Annotated in this window: 16 protein-coding genes; 4 read left to right on the top strand and 12 right to left on the bottom strand. The window is 68.4% G+C overall.

Annotated features, from left to right (window positions below; translation table 11 throughout):
• Positions 1-13: 13 nt before the first annotated feature.
• On the bottom strand, positions 14-1,477 hold the full coding sequence (locus QTI17_RS17710; RefSeq protein ID WP_286534737.1) for a M16 family metallopeptidase: 1,464 nt from the start codon (positions 1,475-1,477) through the stop codon (positions 14-16).
• Positions 1,478-1,506: 29 nt separating this feature from the next.
• Between QTI17_RS17710 and ftsY the strand changes: the two genes are divergently transcribed.
• The 3 genes from ftsY (at position 1,507) to rpoH (ending at position 4,306) form a co-directional block, all read left to right on the top strand.
• Positions 1,507-2,733: a signal recognition particle-docking protein FtsY gene (gene ftsY / locus QTI17_RS17715; RefSeq protein ID WP_286534738.1), complete on the top strand. Its 1,227-nt coding sequence runs from the start codon at positions 1,507-1,509 to the stop codon at positions 2,731-2,733.
• Between the two features lie 64 nt (positions 2,734-2,797).
• Entirely contained in the window at positions 2,798-3,259 is a 462-nt protein-coding gene (locus tag QTI17_RS17720) for an Mpo1 family 2-hydroxy fatty acid dioxygenase (RefSeq protein ID WP_286534739.1), read from the top strand.
• Between the two features lie 105 nt (positions 3,260-3,364).
• Positions 3,365-4,306 (top strand): RNA polymerase sigma factor RpoH, encoded by a 942-nt coding sequence (gene rpoH / locus QTI17_RS17725; protein WP_286506051.1) that lies wholly within the window; start codon positions 3,365-3,367, stop codon positions 4,304-4,306.
• 50 nt (positions 4,307-4,356) lie between these two features.
• Here the strand turns inward: rpoH and QTI17_RS17730 are convergent, their stop codons facing one another.
• Genes QTI17_RS17730 through QTI17_RS17755 form a run of 6 tightly spaced genes read right to left on the bottom strand, consistent with a single transcriptional unit; the run spans position 4,357 to position 9,416 of the window.
• The gene (locus QTI17_RS17730) at positions 4,357-5,193 is read right to left on the bottom strand and encodes a DNA alkylation repair protein (RefSeq protein WP_286534740.1); all 837 of its coding nucleotides are present in this window, start codon (positions 5,191-5,193) and stop codon (positions 4,357-4,359) included.
• Positions 5,194-5,197: 4 nt separating this feature from the next.
• Positions 5,198-5,803 carry an SCO family protein gene (locus tag QTI17_RS17735; RefSeq protein ID WP_286534741.1) on the bottom strand — a complete coding sequence of 202 codons (606 nt, stop codon included), beginning with the start codon at positions 5,801-5,803 and terminating at the stop codon, positions 5,198-5,200.
• A gap of 8 nt (positions 5,804-5,811) precedes the next feature.
• A complete protein-coding gene (gene cyoE, locus QTI17_RS17740; protein WP_286534742.1) occupies positions 5,812-6,717 on the bottom strand; it encodes a heme o synthase in 906 nt (301 codons plus the stop codon).
• The gene (locus tag QTI17_RS17745) at positions 6,714-7,901 is read right to left on the bottom strand and encodes a COX15/CtaA family protein (protein ID WP_286534743.1); all 1,188 of its coding nucleotides are present in this window, start codon (positions 7,899-7,901) and stop codon (positions 6,714-6,716) included. The genes cyoE and QTI17_RS17745 overlap by 4 nt, the downstream gene beginning before the upstream one ends.
• Before the next feature lie 8 nt (positions 7,902-7,909).
• Positions 7,910-8,635, bottom strand: coding sequence for a redox-active disulfide-containing membrane protein (locus QTI17_RS17750; RefSeq protein WP_286534744.1), 726 nt, complete (start codon positions 8,633-8,635; stop codon positions 7,910-7,912).
• Positions 8,577-9,416 carry an SURF1 family protein gene (locus QTI17_RS17755; protein WP_286534745.1) on the bottom strand — a complete coding sequence of 280 codons (840 nt, stop codon included), beginning with the start codon at positions 9,414-9,416 and terminating at the stop codon, positions 8,577-8,579. The genes QTI17_RS17750 and QTI17_RS17755 overlap by 59 nt, the downstream gene beginning before the upstream one ends.
• Positions 9,417-9,452: 36 nt before the next feature.
• Here QTI17_RS17755 and QTI17_RS17760 point away from each other — a divergent pair, with 36 nt between their 5' ends.
• Positions 9,453-9,674, top strand: coding sequence for a twin transmembrane helix small protein (locus QTI17_RS17760; protein WP_286534746.1), 222 nt, complete (start codon positions 9,453-9,455; stop codon positions 9,672-9,674).
• 71 nt (positions 9,675-9,745) lie between these two features.
• Here the strand turns inward: QTI17_RS17760 and QTI17_RS17765 are convergent, their stop codons facing one another.
• From QTI17_RS17765 to ctaD, 5 genes are read right to left on the bottom strand one after another with little or no spacing between them, the layout of a single operon-like run.
• Positions 9,746-10,627 (bottom strand): cytochrome c oxidase subunit 3, encoded by an 882-nt coding sequence (locus QTI17_RS17765; RefSeq protein ID WP_286534747.1) that lies wholly within the window; start codon positions 10,625-10,627, stop codon positions 9,746-9,748.
• A gap of 49 nt (positions 10,628-10,676) precedes the next feature.
• Positions 10,677-10,886: a DUF2970 domain-containing protein gene (locus QTI17_RS17770; protein WP_286534748.1), complete on the bottom strand. Its 210-nt coding sequence runs from the start codon at positions 10,884-10,886 to the stop codon at positions 10,677-10,679.
• Positions 10,883-11,515: a cytochrome c oxidase assembly protein gene (locus QTI17_RS17775; RefSeq protein WP_286534749.1), complete on the bottom strand. Its 633-nt coding sequence runs from the start codon at positions 11,513-11,515 to the stop codon at positions 10,883-10,885. The genes QTI17_RS17770 and QTI17_RS17775 overlap by 4 nt, the downstream gene beginning before the upstream one ends.
• A gap of 19 nt (positions 11,516-11,534) precedes the next feature.
• Positions 11,535-11,645 (bottom strand): cytochrome oxidase small assembly protein, encoded by a 111-nt coding sequence (locus QTI17_RS17780; RefSeq protein WP_286525389.1) that lies wholly within the window; start codon positions 11,643-11,645, stop codon positions 11,535-11,537.
• A gap of 13 nt (positions 11,646-11,658) precedes the next feature.
• A complete protein-coding gene (gene ctaD, locus QTI17_RS17785; protein WP_286525391.1) occupies positions 11,659-13,296 on the bottom strand; it encodes a cytochrome c oxidase subunit I in 1,638 nt (545 codons plus the stop codon).
• Positions 13,297-13,322: the final 26 nt, after the last annotated feature.

A 13,322-nucleotide genomic window follows, 5' to 3' on the forward strand; every position in this document is an offset into this window, starting at 1 on the left:
ATGCAACCTCGTTTCAACGCAGATCGCCGGCAGGCGCTGCAAAACCGCGCGGGCGGCGGTTGGGTTCGGGCGGCAGCGGCCGCAGAACGGCGGCCGTCATCTGGTCGTCGCCGAAGTATTTCGCCGCCACCGCCTGCACCTGCTCGGCCGTGACCGCCTGCAGCTTCGCGATGATCCGCTCGCTGGCGTCCAGCGGCAGGCCCTGCACCCAGTTGCTGCCGAGCTCGCGGGCCTGGGCCATCACCGAATCGAGCTTGTAGGTCTCGCTGGCCACCCACTGGGTCTTGACGCGGGCCAGTTCGGCCGCGCCGACGCCCTCGCGCGCCACCTTGGCGACCTCGGCGCGCAGCGCGGCCTCCACGGCCTCGGGCGTCTTGCCGGCGGCTGGCACGCCGTCGAGCCCGAAGATCTGCGGCCCGCGGCCGATGAAGCCTGCATAGGCGCCGGCCGAATCGGCCACGCGGTCGGGCCCCTGCGTCAGGGCGCGGTCGAGCCGGGCACCGGGATAGCCGTCGAGCAGGGCCGCCAGCACCACCAGCGCATAGGCGTCGCTGTCGGCCGCGGCGCCGAAAGCGTCGCCGGTCGCGATCTGCGGCGCGCGGAAGGCCAGCGACACATAGGCCTGCTCGGCCGGCGCCTTGAATTCGACCCGGCGCACGCCGCGCTGCGCCGGCTCGGTGCGCGGCTTGCGCTCCGGCACGGCGCGGGTCGGGATCGAGCCGTAGTATTTCTCGGCCCAGGCCCGCACCTGGTCGACATCGACGTCGCCGGCCACCACGATCGCCGCATTGGACGGCACGTACCAGCGCTGGAAGAAGGCGCGGGCATCGGCCGGCGTCATCGCTTCGAGGTCGCTCATCCAGCCGACCACCGGGCGGTGGTAGGGCGAGGCGGTGAAGATCGCCGCGTTCTGCTGTTCGCCGAGCAGCGCCCGCGGCTGGTCGTCGGTGCGCATCCGGCGCTCCTCCTTGACGACCTCGATCTCGCGCTTGAATTCGTCGTCGGGCCACTGGCTGCTGGCGAAGCGGTCGGATTCGAGCTTCATCACCTGCTCCAGCTGGCCGGCCGGAATCTGCTGGTAGTAGCCGGTGTAGTCGCGGGTGGTGAAGGCGTTCTCGCGCCCGCCGAGCGCAGCCACGCGGCGCGAGAACTCGCCCGGCTTGAGCTGCTTGCTGCCCTTGAACATCATGTGCTCGAGCACGTGGGCGACGCCCGAAGTGCCGTCGACCTCGTCGACCGACCCGACCCGGACCCAGAGCATCTGGACCGCGGTCGGCGCCCGGCGGTCGGGCTTGACGATCAGGGTCATGCCGTTGGAAAGCGTGAATTGCCGGGCCGGAACCGGCGCCGTGGGCGCGGCCGTCTCGGCGGTGGGCGAATGGGCGGACTGGGCCAGCGCAGGCAGGCTCGGCAGTGCCAACAGCACCGAAGCCAGCACCGCGACCGACGCAGCGCGGCGTGGCAAGGGGTGTTTCATAGAATGGCTCGGATTGTAAAAAGCGCCCAATGTTCAGTTTCTTCAAGAAAAAACCTGCGGTCGAGAGCCCGGCGCCGGCTCCGGAGCCGGCGGCCCCGCCGGCCGAATCGCCCGCGCCCGCCCCCAAATCGGTCTTTTCGCCCTCCAGCTGGTTCGGCGGCAAGGCGGCGCCTGTGGTGGAGCCGCCGCCGCCAGCCCCCGTGGCTGCGCCGACACCTCCTGCCCCCGTCGCGGTGCCGGCCCCGGTGCCCGCGCCTTCCGCGGCTGCGCCGGCCCTGCCCGCTGCGTTGCCGCCGGTGCCCGAACCGCCGCCCCCGCCTCCACCACCTCCCCCTCCCCCGCCCGCGGCCGAACCCGCGCGCAGCGGCTGGCTCGGCAAGCTAAAGAACGGTCTGCGCAAGACCGGCAACAGCATCGCCGCCACCTTCGTCAACGCCCAGATCGACGACGCACTCTACGAAGAACTCGAGGAAGCGCTGCTGATGGCCGACACCGGGGTCAAGGCCACCGAGCACCTGCTCGAGGACCTGCGCCGCCGCGTCAAGAGCACCATGGCGAGCGACGCGGCACAGGTCAAGCTGCTGCTGGCGGACGCCATCGCCGACCTGCTGCGCCCGCTGGAGAAATCGCTGGTCATCGGCGAGCACACGCCGACCGTGATCATGGTCGCCGGCGTCAACGGCGCCGGCAAGACCACCTCGATCGGCAAGCTCACCAAGCACCTGGCCAACGAGGGTGCCTCGGTGCTGCTTGCGGCGGCCGACACCTTCCGCGCCGCGGCGCGCGAGCAGTTGCTGGTCTGGGCCGACCGCAACACGGTCGAGATCGTCAGCCAGGAGGGCGGCGATCCGGCTGCCGTGAGCTTCGACGCGGTCAATGCCGGCAAGGCGCGCGGCAAGGACGTGGTGCTGGTCGACACCGCCGGCCGGCTGCCGACCCAGATCCACCTGATGGACGAGCTCAAGAAGATCAAGCGGGTGGTCAACCGGGCCGACCCGACGGCGCCGCACGAGGTGCTGCTGGTGATCGACGGCAACACCGGCCAGAACGCGCTGGCGCAGGTCAAGTCCTTCGACGAGGCGCTGGGCCTGACCGGGCTGGTCGTGACCAAGCTCGACGGTACGGCCAAGGGCGGCGTGCTGTGCGCGATCGCGCGCGAACGGCCGATCCCGGTCTATTTCATCGGCGTCGGCGAGAAGCTCGAGGACCTGGAAACCTTCGACGCGCGCGAGTTCGCTCAGGCCCTCCTCGGCTAATTTGTGCGCCGCGGGGCGCTCTGGCATCATGGCCGGAGCCCGCCAAGAGGCCCCGGAGACCCGCATGAACACCGCTTCCGCCCCCCTCGCCGGCGCCGACCGCAAGGTCGACCGCCTGCTCGCCCACTATGGCGAGAGCCACCGCAACCCGACCAACGAGGCGATCCACGTGGTCGCGATCCCAGCGATCATGGTCAGCATCGTCGGGCTGCTGTTCGCTCTCCATCCCTGGGTGGCCTATGCCTTCGTGGCGGCCAGCGCGGTCTATTACGTCGGGCTGCGGGCGCCGGTCTTCCTGGTGGCGATGCTCGCGGCCACGGCCGCCGCACTGGCGCTGGTCCACGCCATGGGGGACCTTGTGCTGCCGATTTCCGCCGCCATCTTCGTGGTGGCCTGGATCTTCCAGTTCATCGGCCACAAGATCGAAGGGCGGAAACCTTCCTTCTTCGAGGACATCCAATACCTTTGGGTCGGCCCTTTGTTCGTGCTGTCGCTGCTTTTTTCTCGCCTCGGCATTCGCTGGTAGGCGCGGGAAAAGGCTATCGCCCCCATAGAAAATAGGTGGGAACCCTTAGCTTAGCACTCCCTCCAACCGAGTGCTAATATGGCCATGAAAGAAGGAGTTCCCCGAATGACAACACTGTCTGGAGCCTCTGCCAACCAGCTCGCCGTCGCCAATCCGTGGTCGATGGTCCCGCCGCTGGGTAACTTGGACGCCTACATCTCGGCAGCCAACCGCCTGCCGTTGCTCACGCTCGAAGAAGAGCAGGGCTTTGCGCGCAAACTGCGCGACAACAACGATCTCGAAGCTGCTGGTGCGCTTATCTTGTCGCATCTGCGCCTTGTTGTGTCTATCTCCCGCCAATATCTGGGCTACGGGCTGCCGCACGGCGACCTGATCCAGGAAGGCAATGTCGGCCTCATGAAGGCCGTGAAACGCTTCGATCCGGACCAGGGCGTCCGGCTGGTGAGCTACGCCATGCACTGGATCAAGGCCGAGATCCACGAGTACATCCTGAAGAACTGGCGCATGGTCAAGGTCGCGACGACCAAGGCCCAGCGCAAGCTTTTCTTCAACCTGCGCTCCATGAAACAGGGTTTCAAGGCCGATTCGGCCGCCGCCGATGCGGGCACCCACCGCGAGACGCTGAGCCCTGACGAGGTGTCGCAGATGGCCACCCGGCTCAACGTGAAGCCCGAGGAAGTGCTCGAGATGGAAACCCGGCTCTCGGGCGGCGACGTGCTGCTCGACCCGAGCCCGTCCGACGACGGCGACGAAGGCTTCGGCCCGATCGCCTACCTGGCCGACGCCACGCAGGAGCCGACCGCGCAGATCGAATCGCGCCAGCGCGACCGCCTGTCGACCGACGGCATCTCGACCGCGCTCGAGGCGCTGGACGACCGCAGCCGCCGCATCGTCGAGGAGCGCTGGCTCAAGGTCAACGACGACGGTTCGGGCGGCATGACCCTGCACGACCTGGCCGCGGTCTATGGCGTGAGCGCCGAGCGCATCCGCCAGATCGAGGTCGCCGCGATGAAGAAGATGAAGAAGGCCCTGGCCGAATACGCCTGAGCGCCTCCGCCCCCCGAAACAAGCCCGGCCCGCGCCGGGCTTTTTCGTTGTCAGGCCGCTTCTTCGGGCGGCCGCTTGGCCAGCGTGCGCAAGGCCCGGCGCGCGATGTAGCGGGTTTCGGCGGCATCGCTGTCGGCCAGCCAGCGCTCGCAGGTGGCTTCGACCCAGTCCGGCTGGGTCCGGCTGGCATCGTTGAGCCAGTTGGCGACCGAGTTCTGGACGTAGCGGCTGGGGTCGGCGCGCAGCGGCTCCAGCAGCGGCAGGGCCAGCCAGGGCTCGGCCTTGAGCCGCTCGATCTGGGGGCACCAGACCCCGCGCGGACGGGTCAGCTCGCTGGCGAAGCGGCGGATGTTCGGATCGGGATCGGCGGTCCAGGGCTGGAGCAGGGCCAGCGCCTGATCGAGCGCGCGGATGGTCGCCTCGCGCACCCCCATCCAGGCCATCTCGCGGACGCCGAAATGCGGATCGGCGGCAAAGCGGCGCACCGCCGCCAGCTGCTCGGGCAGCGCGAGCCCCGACATCGGGAGCCACTGGGTCGCCCAGCAGCGCGCCACGTCGCTCGCATGGGTGGCCAGGCGGTGGGCCACGGCATCGCGCTCCGGGTGGGCGCCGGCCAGGTCGTAGAACGCCCGGGCGATGTGGCCGTGGCGCTGCATCGGCTTGAAGGCGGGCAGCATGGCGCAGGTGTCGGCCAGCCGTTCGCTGGCCGGGTCGAGCCCGATCTGCGCTGCCACGCTGCGCGCCAGCCGCGGCAGCTCCAGCGCCATGAATTCGTTGAGGTTGACGGTCTCGAGCAGGCCGTCGTTGAGCGCGTCCAGCACCTCGGGCGGGATCAACGCGATACGGAAGGCGCCCTTGCGCTGCTTCAGGTGGTCGACCGACGCCACGGGTTCAGGATTTGAGCAGGGTCTTGAGGTCCGACACCATCGGCGCCACGCCGGCGCCATAGCGCGCGTACAGCCGCAACCGGCCCTGCGGGTCGTAGACGAAGCTGGCCGCCGAGTGGTCCATCGAATAGCTGGTCGGCGTCTTGCCCTCGACCTTCTTGAAGTAGACCTTGAAGTCCTTGGCCACCGCGGCGAGCTGGTCCGGCGTCGGGATCAGCGCCACGAACGACGGGTCGAAGGCGCCCATGTAGGCCTTCATGACCTCGGGCGTGTCGCGCGCCGGGTCGACCGTGACGAACACCACCTGCAACTTGTCGCCATCGGCGCCCAGCTGCTGCTTGACCTGCGCCATCTCGCTCATGGTGGTCGGGCAGACGTCGGGGCACTGCGCGTAGCCGAAGAAGAGCACCACCGCCTTGCCCTTGAAATCGGCCAGGGTGCGGACCTTGCCGTCGGCATCGGTCAGCGAGAAGTCGCGGGCATAGTCGGCGCCCGTGATGTCGACCGCATTGAAGCTGGGCTTGGCCTCGGTGCAGCCCGCGAGCTGGACACCCGCGGCCGCGGCGACGCCGACCCAGGCCAGGGTCCGGAGTGCTTGGCGCTTGTTCATGGATTCGGTCATTGGAGGTAGTGGTCGACCAGCAGCGCCGCGAACAGCACGCTCAGGTGGATCAGTGAAAAGCGAAAGGTCTTGCGCGCCAGCGCGTCGGAATAGTTCCGCCACAGCGCGAAGGCATAGCCGGTGAAGCCGATGCTGACGCCGATCGCGACCACCAGATAGAGCCAGCCGCTCATGCCGTAGATGAAGGGCATCAGGCAGGCGGCGAAGAGGATGAATGTGTAGAGCAGCACCTGCAGCCGCGTGAACTCGTTGCCGTGGGTCACGGGCAGCATCGGCAGGCCGGCCTTGCGGTAGTCCTCGACCCGGTACAGGGCCAGGGCCCAGAAGTGCGGCGGCGTCCACAGAAAGATGATCAGGAACAGGATCAGCGCCTCGGGGCCGACGTCGCCGGTCATCGCGGCCCAGCCCAGCACCGGCGGCATCGCGCCCGAGGCGCCGCCGATCACGATGTTCTGCGGCGTCAGCGGCTTCAGGATGACGGTGTAGACCACCGCGTAGCCGACGAAGGTGGCGAAGGTCAGCCACATGGTCAGCGGGTTCACGGTGAACCACAGCAGCGCCGAGCCGGCGGCGCAGAGCGCGGCCGAGAAGATCAGCGCCTGCTTGTCGCTCAGTTGCCCGCGCGCCGTCGGCCGCCAGGCGGTGCGCTTCATCTTGGCGTCGATGCCCTTCTCGACCAGGCAGTTGAAGGCGGCCGCCGCGCCGGCAACCAGCCAGATCCCGAGGCAGGCGAGTGCGCCCTGCTGCAGATCGGCCAGCGACGGCACGCCGGGCACCGCGAGCACCATGCCGATCAGGGCGCAGAAGACGATCAGTTGCACCACCCGCGGCTTGGTCAGCGCATAGAACTGGCGCAGCACGCTGGCGGTGGTCGGGGCGGGAACAGACACGGGGGCGCTCATCGGGCCACCTCCATTTTGGGAACACGGGCGCCGGCGCCGGCCGCGCTGCGCGCGCCTTCGCGACGGCTTTCGCAGAGGGTCCAGGTCAGCACCACCGCGAGCGCGGCGGCGCCGCCGGTGTGGAGCAGGGCCGCCGCGAGCGGCCAGCCGAGCAGCACGTTGCCGAGGCCGCTGGCGAGCTGCAGCAGCGCCAGGCCAGCCAGCCACCGCGATTGGGCACGCAGCGGCCGGATGCGGCGCAGCCGCCAGGCCAGCAGCCCGATGGCGACGAACACGAGGTAGGCCATCAGGCGGTGCACGTAGTGGATGGCGGTGAGCGCCGCGAAATCGATCGGGCTGCCGGCGGCGGTCTCGCCCAGGTGGCGCCAGACCTGGAAGCCCTGGGCGAAGTCCATCGGCGGCCACCAGCTGTCCTGGCAGGTCGGGAACTGGGTGCAGGCCAGCACCGCATAGTTCGTGCTGACCCAGCCGCCCAGGGCGATCTGCAGCGCGAGCAAGGCGGTGGTGGCGACAAGAAGGCCGCGCAGCGGCGACGGCAGGGGCATCGGCAGGCGCTGCGTCGCCGCCTGCTGGTAGCGCACGGCCTGGATGCACAGCAGCGCCAGCAGCACCACGGCGCCCATCAGGTGCAGCGTCACGATGGCCGGGAACAGCTTCCAGGTGACGGTCAGGGCACCGAAGGCGCCCTGCAGGCAGACCCAGGCCAGCGTGGCCGCGGGCCACCAGGCGCTGAGCGCACGCTCGCCGCGGTGGTCGGGCCGGCGTTGGCGGCGGCGCGCGACCCAGGTCGCGATCGCCAGCACCAGGATCAGGAAGCCGACCCCGGTGGCGAGGTAGCGGTGGACCATCTCGACCCAGGCCTTGCTGTGCGTCACCGGCCCGGTCGGCTGGGCGGCCTGCGCCATCGCGATGTCGTGCCGGGCACCGACCGGGCTGGCGTTGCCGTAGCAGCCGGGCCAGTCGGGGCAGCCCAGGCCCGAATCGCTCAGGCGGGTGAAGGCGCCGAACAGGGTCAGGTCGAAGGTCAGGAACAGGGTCAGGACGGTCAGCGCATGCAGCCGGCGCGCGGCAGCGGCGCCGGCGTTGCGGCGCCAGACCCAGACCAGCGGACCGAGAGCCAGCAGGACGCCGACCGCCAGCAGCCAGGCGATCGGCTTGAGGTCGTAGAGCGAGGTCGTGTCCATGGCGTTGATCAGCGGCCGGCTTCGTCCCACGAAGACGAGGCGCGCAGCAGCCGGTCGAGGTCGCGCTTGCCGCGGCTGGCGCCGGCGGCGTCCATGCGGGCCGGGAACCGCATCATCAGGTTGCCCAGCGGATCGACCACGAAGAGGTGCTCCGCCGGCGCATGGCCGGCGGCAGCCGGCAGCCACTTGGCGATCTCGGCCGCCGGCAGGCGCAGCACGGTGGCGCCGCGCAGGCCGTTGGCGAGCCGCTCGGGCAGCGGCTTGTCGTCGCTGACCAGCCAGACGCGGTCGAGCCGGTCCTTTTCGCGCCCGAGGCTCTCGCGCAGCTGGCGCTGCAGGTACAGCTGTTGTTCGCAGAGCGCATCGCAGCCGGCATCGGCCACGGTCAGCAGCAGCCACTGGCCCTTGAGCGAGGGCAGGCGCTGGGTGGTGCCGTCCGGCAGCGTCGCCGCGATGTTCGGCAGCGGACGCTGCGGGTCGATCAGCTCGCCGTAGACGCTGCGGCTTTCGGGGCGCACCACGTAGTAGGTGAAGTAGGAGGCGATCACCGGGGCCGCGCAGCACAGCAGCACGAAGATCATCTTCCAGCGGCCCTGGACCGTGCGCCGGCCCTCGGCGCCCGCCAGGGCCTGGCGCGGCGACGGCATCGAATGCACGGTCAGGCCGAGCGGCTCGTCAGCCGCGGCGGGCAAGGCGTGCACGGCGGAAGGGGGCGATGAGTTGGAACCAGACATAGAGGAGTACCACGAGGGCCGCGAGGCCGAACCACTGGAATGCGTAGCCGTAGTGCTTTTCGACCCCCAGCGCGGGGGCCGGCCAGTCGCGCTGCAAGCCCTCGGAGGCCGGACCGGTCTGCTGCAGGGAAACGTCGGTCCGCAGGGGCAGGCCGGTTTCGGCGCGGAACGCTTCCAGGGCGAGATTCTGCCGGATGCGCGAAGACCCCACGGAATCGGGCGTGGCCGCGGCCGTCGGGGCGGCCGGGGACGAAGCGGCCGGCGCGGGCGCTGCCGCGCCATCGCCCTTGCCCAGCTCCAGCAAATGGGCGGGCGGCGGCGCGATCCGGGCCGTCACCTCGACCAGGCCGCTCGGCGTCTCGATCGGCTCCAGCTTGGCGCGGTCGGTGAAATTGCGCTGGATCCAGCCGCGCTGGATCAGGACCGTCTGCTCGGTGCCTTCGAGCGCGAAGGGCGTCAGCACGTAGAAGCCCGGCACGCCATGCATCTGGCGGTTGTCGAGATAGATGGTGTGCGGGGCCAGCCAGAGCCCGCGCAGGCGCACTGGCCGGTGCATCGCGGTGGTCGCGTCGGCGAGCGCCAGGAAGGCCTGCGGGTCGAGCGGCGGCAGGTTCTCCTGGGCCTCGATCTCAGCCTGGAGGGCCTCTTTCTGGGCCGCGCGAGACAACTGCCAGCGGCCGAGCGAGACGGTGGCGGCGAGGATCAGCAGGGCGACCGCGGTGATGAACCAGAAGCGGCCGGCACGGCGGGGACGAGAGGTCTGGAGCGGTTGCGCATTCACGGCAGGAGGCGGCGCTGGCGGCCGATAATGGGGGTCATGAAATATCTGGTCGCCCTCGCCTTCCTGGGCATCCTGGCGAGTCTCGCAGTGGCGCTGTTCTTCATGCTGAGGGACGGGCGCAACGGCCGCGGCAAGAGCGGCGGCATGGTGCGCGCGCTCACGGTTCGGATCGGGTTGTCGGTGCTTTTGTTCCTCTGCGTGCTCCTCGCGTGGAAACTCGGCTACATCCAGCCAGGGGGCCTCCCGATCGGCAAGTAGGTGGTGCTCGTTCCACGAGATCCATGAAAAAAGCGCCTTGCGGCGCTTTTTTGTCGTGCCGTCGCCGATGCTCAAAGCCAATAGACCAGGAAATAGAGGCCGAGCCACACCACGTCGACGAAGTGCCAGTACCAGGCGGCGCCTTCGAAGCCGAAGTGGCGTTCGGGCGTGAAGTGGCCGCGGCGCAGCCGCATGGTGATGAAGAACAGCATCAGCATGCCGATGAACACGTGCAGGCCGTGGAAGCCGGTCAGCATGAAGAAGGTGGAGCCATAGGCGCCGGAGCTGAGCTTGAGGTTCAGTTCGGTGTACAGGTGGTGGTATTCGTAGCCCTGGACGCACAGGAAGGTGAAGCCCAGCAGCACGGTCAGCCACATGAAGCGCACGCTCTGCGCGCGATGGCCGGCACGCAGCGCGTGGTGGGCGATGGTCAGCGTGACGCCGGAACTCAGCAGCAGCGCGGTGTTGATGGTCGGCAGCCAGAACGGGCCGACGGTCTGGAAGGGCTCGACGATGCCGGCGGGCGAACCAGTCACGCCAGCCGCCGTGGTCGGCCAGACGGCCTTGAAGTCGGGCCACAGCAGCGCGTTGTCGAGGCTGCCGAGCGCCGGCAGCGCGTGGGTGCGGGCCCACCACAGCGCGGTGAAGAAGGCGCCGAAGAACATCACTTCGGAGAAGATGAACCAGCTCATGCTCCAGCGGAACGATAGGTCGACCTTGTGGCCGTACAGGCCGCCTTCGCTTTCGCGGATCGAGGCGCTGAACCAGACGTAGAGCGTGCCGAGCCAGATGATCATGCCGGCCAGCAGCGACCACATGCCCCACTGGTGGCCGTTGATCCACTGGGCCGCGCCCAGGATGACGAAGAGCAGGCCGGTCGCGGCCATGACCGGGAAGGCCGATGGCCCGGGCACGAAGTAGTAAGGCGTGGTGCCGTGGGTGGTTGAGCTCATTTCAGGTCCTGGTTTTCTTCTCTAGCTTCGATTTCTGTGGGATCTTGATTCAGGAGGCGGCCACCCAGCGCACCAGCAGGATCAGCGCGGCCACGAACAGCGCCACGGCGACGAAGGCGACCGCGATGATGTGCAGGGGATTGAGCTTCGCGAGGTCGTCCTGGTAGCCGCTGTTCTTGCGGATGCCGAAGAACGACCAGCAGACTGCCCTCACGGTCTGCCACAGCGAAGCCTTGCGAGACAACGGCGCGACGCTCACGAACGCGGCTCCGTTGCAGGCACGGCCACCGCGCCGTTGGCGGCCACCGGGGCCGGCGGGGTCTTGCCGCCGACCTCGAAGAAGGTGTACGACAGCGTGATCGTCTTGACGTCCTTGGAGATCTTCGGATCGATCACGAAGGCGACCGGCCACTGCTTCTTTTCGCCCGGGTCGAGCGTGTACTGGTTGAAGCAGAAGCACTCGAGCTTGTTGAAGTAGGGCGCGGCCTGCTGCGGCGCGTAGCTCGGGATCGCCTGCGCCGCCATCCGGCGGTTCTGGACGTTCTGGAACTCGTACATGACGGTGTTGAGCTGGCCCGGGTGCACTTCCATCGAACGCTGGGCGGGCTTGAAGTCCCAGAGGCCGCGCACGTTGGCGTCGAACTCGACCGTGATGGTGCGGCTCATGTCGACCTGGGTGTTGTCGGGCACGCGCACCTGGTCGCCGCCGCTGGCGCCGCCCGGCACCTGGAGCTCGGACAGTGCCAGGATGTTGATGCCGGTCATTTCGCAGATCGCGCGGTACATCGGCACCAGTGCATAGCCGAAGCCGAACATGCCGGCCGCGACCACGGCCAGCTTGCCGACCATGCGGACGTTCTCGCGGCGGATGCGTTGACCGATGCCCATGCCGTGCCCTCGTTGCGGCCTAGCGGCCGATCCAGACCATGCGGACGATGAATCCGACGAAGAACAGCAGCGCGATGGAGGCCAGCGTCAGCCCCATGCGGCGGTTGTTCCTTTTCTGCTCGGGCGTCATGTCGAGGCGCGCTTCAGCCGATCACCTTGGTCGCGGTGGGGTCCAGCCGCGGCGGGGTCTCGAAGGTGTGGAACGGCGCCGGCGAGGGGACTTCCCACTCGAGGCCTTCGGCCGCTTCCCACGGCTTCTGCGGGGCCTTCTCGCCCTTGCCGAGCATGGTCGGCAGCACGATGAAGAAGAAGAAGTAAACCTGCGCCAGGCCGAAGGCGAAGGCGCCGACGCTGGCCACCGCATTGAAGTCGGCGAACTGCATCGGGTAGTCGGCATAGCGGCGCGGCATGCCCGCCAGGCCCAGGAAGTGCATCGGGAAGAAGGTGATGTTGAACGAGATCAGCGACCACCAGAAGTGGACCTTGCCGCGGGTCTCGTTGTACATCACGCCGGTCCACTTGGGCGCCCAGTAGTAGTAGCCCGCGAACATCGCGTAGAGCGAGCCGGCCACCAGCACGTAGTGGAAGTGGGCGACGACGTAGTAGGTGTCTTGCAGCTGGGTGTCGATCGGCGCGACCGCCAGGATCAGGCCGGTGAAGCCGCCCATCGTGAACACGAAGATGAAGCCGACCGCGAACAGCATCGGCGTCTCGAAGGTCATCGAGCCCTGCCACATGGTGGCGACCCAGTTGAAGATCTTCACGGCCGTGGGCACGGCGATCAGCATGGTCGCGTACATGAAGAACAGCTGGCCGGTGAGCGGCATGCCGGTCGTGAACATGTGGTGCGCCCAGACGATGAACGACAGGATCGCGATCGACGAGGTGGCGTACACCATCGAGGCGTAGCCGAACAGCTTCTTGCGCGAGAAGGCCGGCACGATCTGGCTGATGATGCCGAAGGCCGGCAAGATCATGATGTAGACCTCGGGGTGGCCGAAGAACCAGAAGATGTGCTGGTACATCACCGGATCGCCGCCGCCGGCGGGGTTGAAGAAGCTGGTGCCGAAGTGGCGGTCGGTCAGCGTCATCGTGATGGCGCCGGCGAGCACCGGCATCACGGCGATCAGCAGGTAGGCGGTGATGAGCCAGGTCCAGCAGAACATCGGCATCTTCATGAGCGTCATGCCGGGGGCGCGCATGTTGAGGATGGTGACGATGATGTTGATCGAGCCCATGATCGACGAGGCGCCCATGATGTGCATCGCGAAGATGCCGGCGTCCATCGAGGGGCCCATCTGCAAGGTGAGCGGCGCGTAGAGCGTCCAGCCCGCGGCCGGTGCGCCGCCGGGCATGAAGAACGAACCGACCAGCATCAGCGCCGCCGGGATCAGCAGCCAGAAGCTGAAGTTGTTCATGCGCGCGAAGGCCATGTCGGATGCGCCGATCTGCAGCGGGATCATCCAGTTCGCGAAGCCCACGAAGGCCGGCATGATGGCGCCGAACACCATGATCAGGCCGTGCATGGTGGTGAACTGGTTGAACAGTTCGGGGTTGACCAGCTGCAGGCCGGGCTGGAACAGCTCGGCGCGGATCAGCAGCGCGAGCACGCCGCCGACCATCAGCATGGTGAACGAGAACAGCAGGTACAGCGTGCCGATGTCCTTGTGGTTGGTCGCGAACACCCAGCGGCGCCAGCCGGCCGGTGCGCCGTGGTGGTCGTCGTGGGCATGGTCGTCGTGACCTGGTGCGTGGCCGTGGGGGTCGAGGACTGCGCTCATCTTGGTTTTCCTTGCAAACTCTACGT

It is taken from the genome of Variovorax sp. J31P179 (genome assembly GCF_030316985.1).
In the GTDB taxonomy this organism is placed as follows: Bacteria; Pseudomonadota; Gammaproteobacteria; order Burkholderiales; family Burkholderiaceae_C; genus Variovorax; species Variovorax ginsengisoli_B.

Bases quoted from the DNA above. Each gene is read 5' to 3' on its own strand.
- QTI17_RS17710 (WP_286534737.1), bottom strand. From the start codon at position 1,477: ATGAAACACCCCTTGCCACGCCGCGCTGCGTCGGTCGCGGTGCTGGCT.
- ftsY (WP_286534738.1), top strand. From the start codon at position 1,507: ATGTTCAGTTTCTTCAAGAAAAAACCTGCGGTCGAGAGCCCGGCGCCG.
- QTI17_RS17720 (WP_286534739.1), top strand. From the start codon at position 2,798: ATGAACACCGCTTCCGCCCCCCTCGCCGGCGCCGACCGCAAGGTCGAC.
- rpoH (WP_286506051.1), top strand. From the start codon at position 3,365: ATGACAACACTGTCTGGAGCCTCTGCCAACCAGCTCGCCGTCGCCAAT.
- QTI17_RS17735 (WP_286534741.1), bottom strand. From the start codon at position 5,803: ATGAACAAGCGCCAAGCACTCCGGACCCTGGCCTGGGTCGGCGTCGCC.
- cyoE (WP_286534742.1), bottom strand. From the start codon at position 6,717: ATGAGCGCCCCCGTGTCTGTTCCCGCCCCGACCACCGCCAGCGTGCTG.
- QTI17_RS17745 (WP_286534743.1), bottom strand. From the start codon at position 7,901: ATGGACACGACCTCGCTCTACGACCTCAAGCCGATCGCCTGGCTGCTG.
- QTI17_RS17750 (WP_286534744.1), bottom strand. From the start codon at position 8,635: ATGTCTGGTTCCAACTCATCGCCCCCTTCCGCCGTGCACGCCTTGCCC.
- QTI17_RS17760 (WP_286534746.1), top strand. From the start codon at position 9,453: ATGAAATATCTGGTCGCCCTCGCCTTCCTGGGCATCCTGGCGAGTCTC.
- QTI17_RS17765 (WP_286534747.1), bottom strand. From the start codon at position 10,627: ATGAGCTCAACCACCCACGGCACCACGCCTTACTACTTCGTGCCCGGG.
- QTI17_RS17775 (WP_286534749.1), bottom strand. From the start codon at position 11,515: ATGGGCATCGGTCAACGCATCCGCCGCGAGAACGTCCGCATGGTCGGC.
- QTI17_RS17780 (WP_286525389.1), bottom strand. From the start codon at position 11,645: ATGACGCCCGAGCAGAAAAGGAACAACCGCCGCATGGGGCTGACGCTG.
- ctaD (WP_286525391.1), bottom strand. From the start codon at position 13,296: ATGAGCGCAGTCCTCGACCCCCACGGCCACGCACCAGGTCACGACGAC.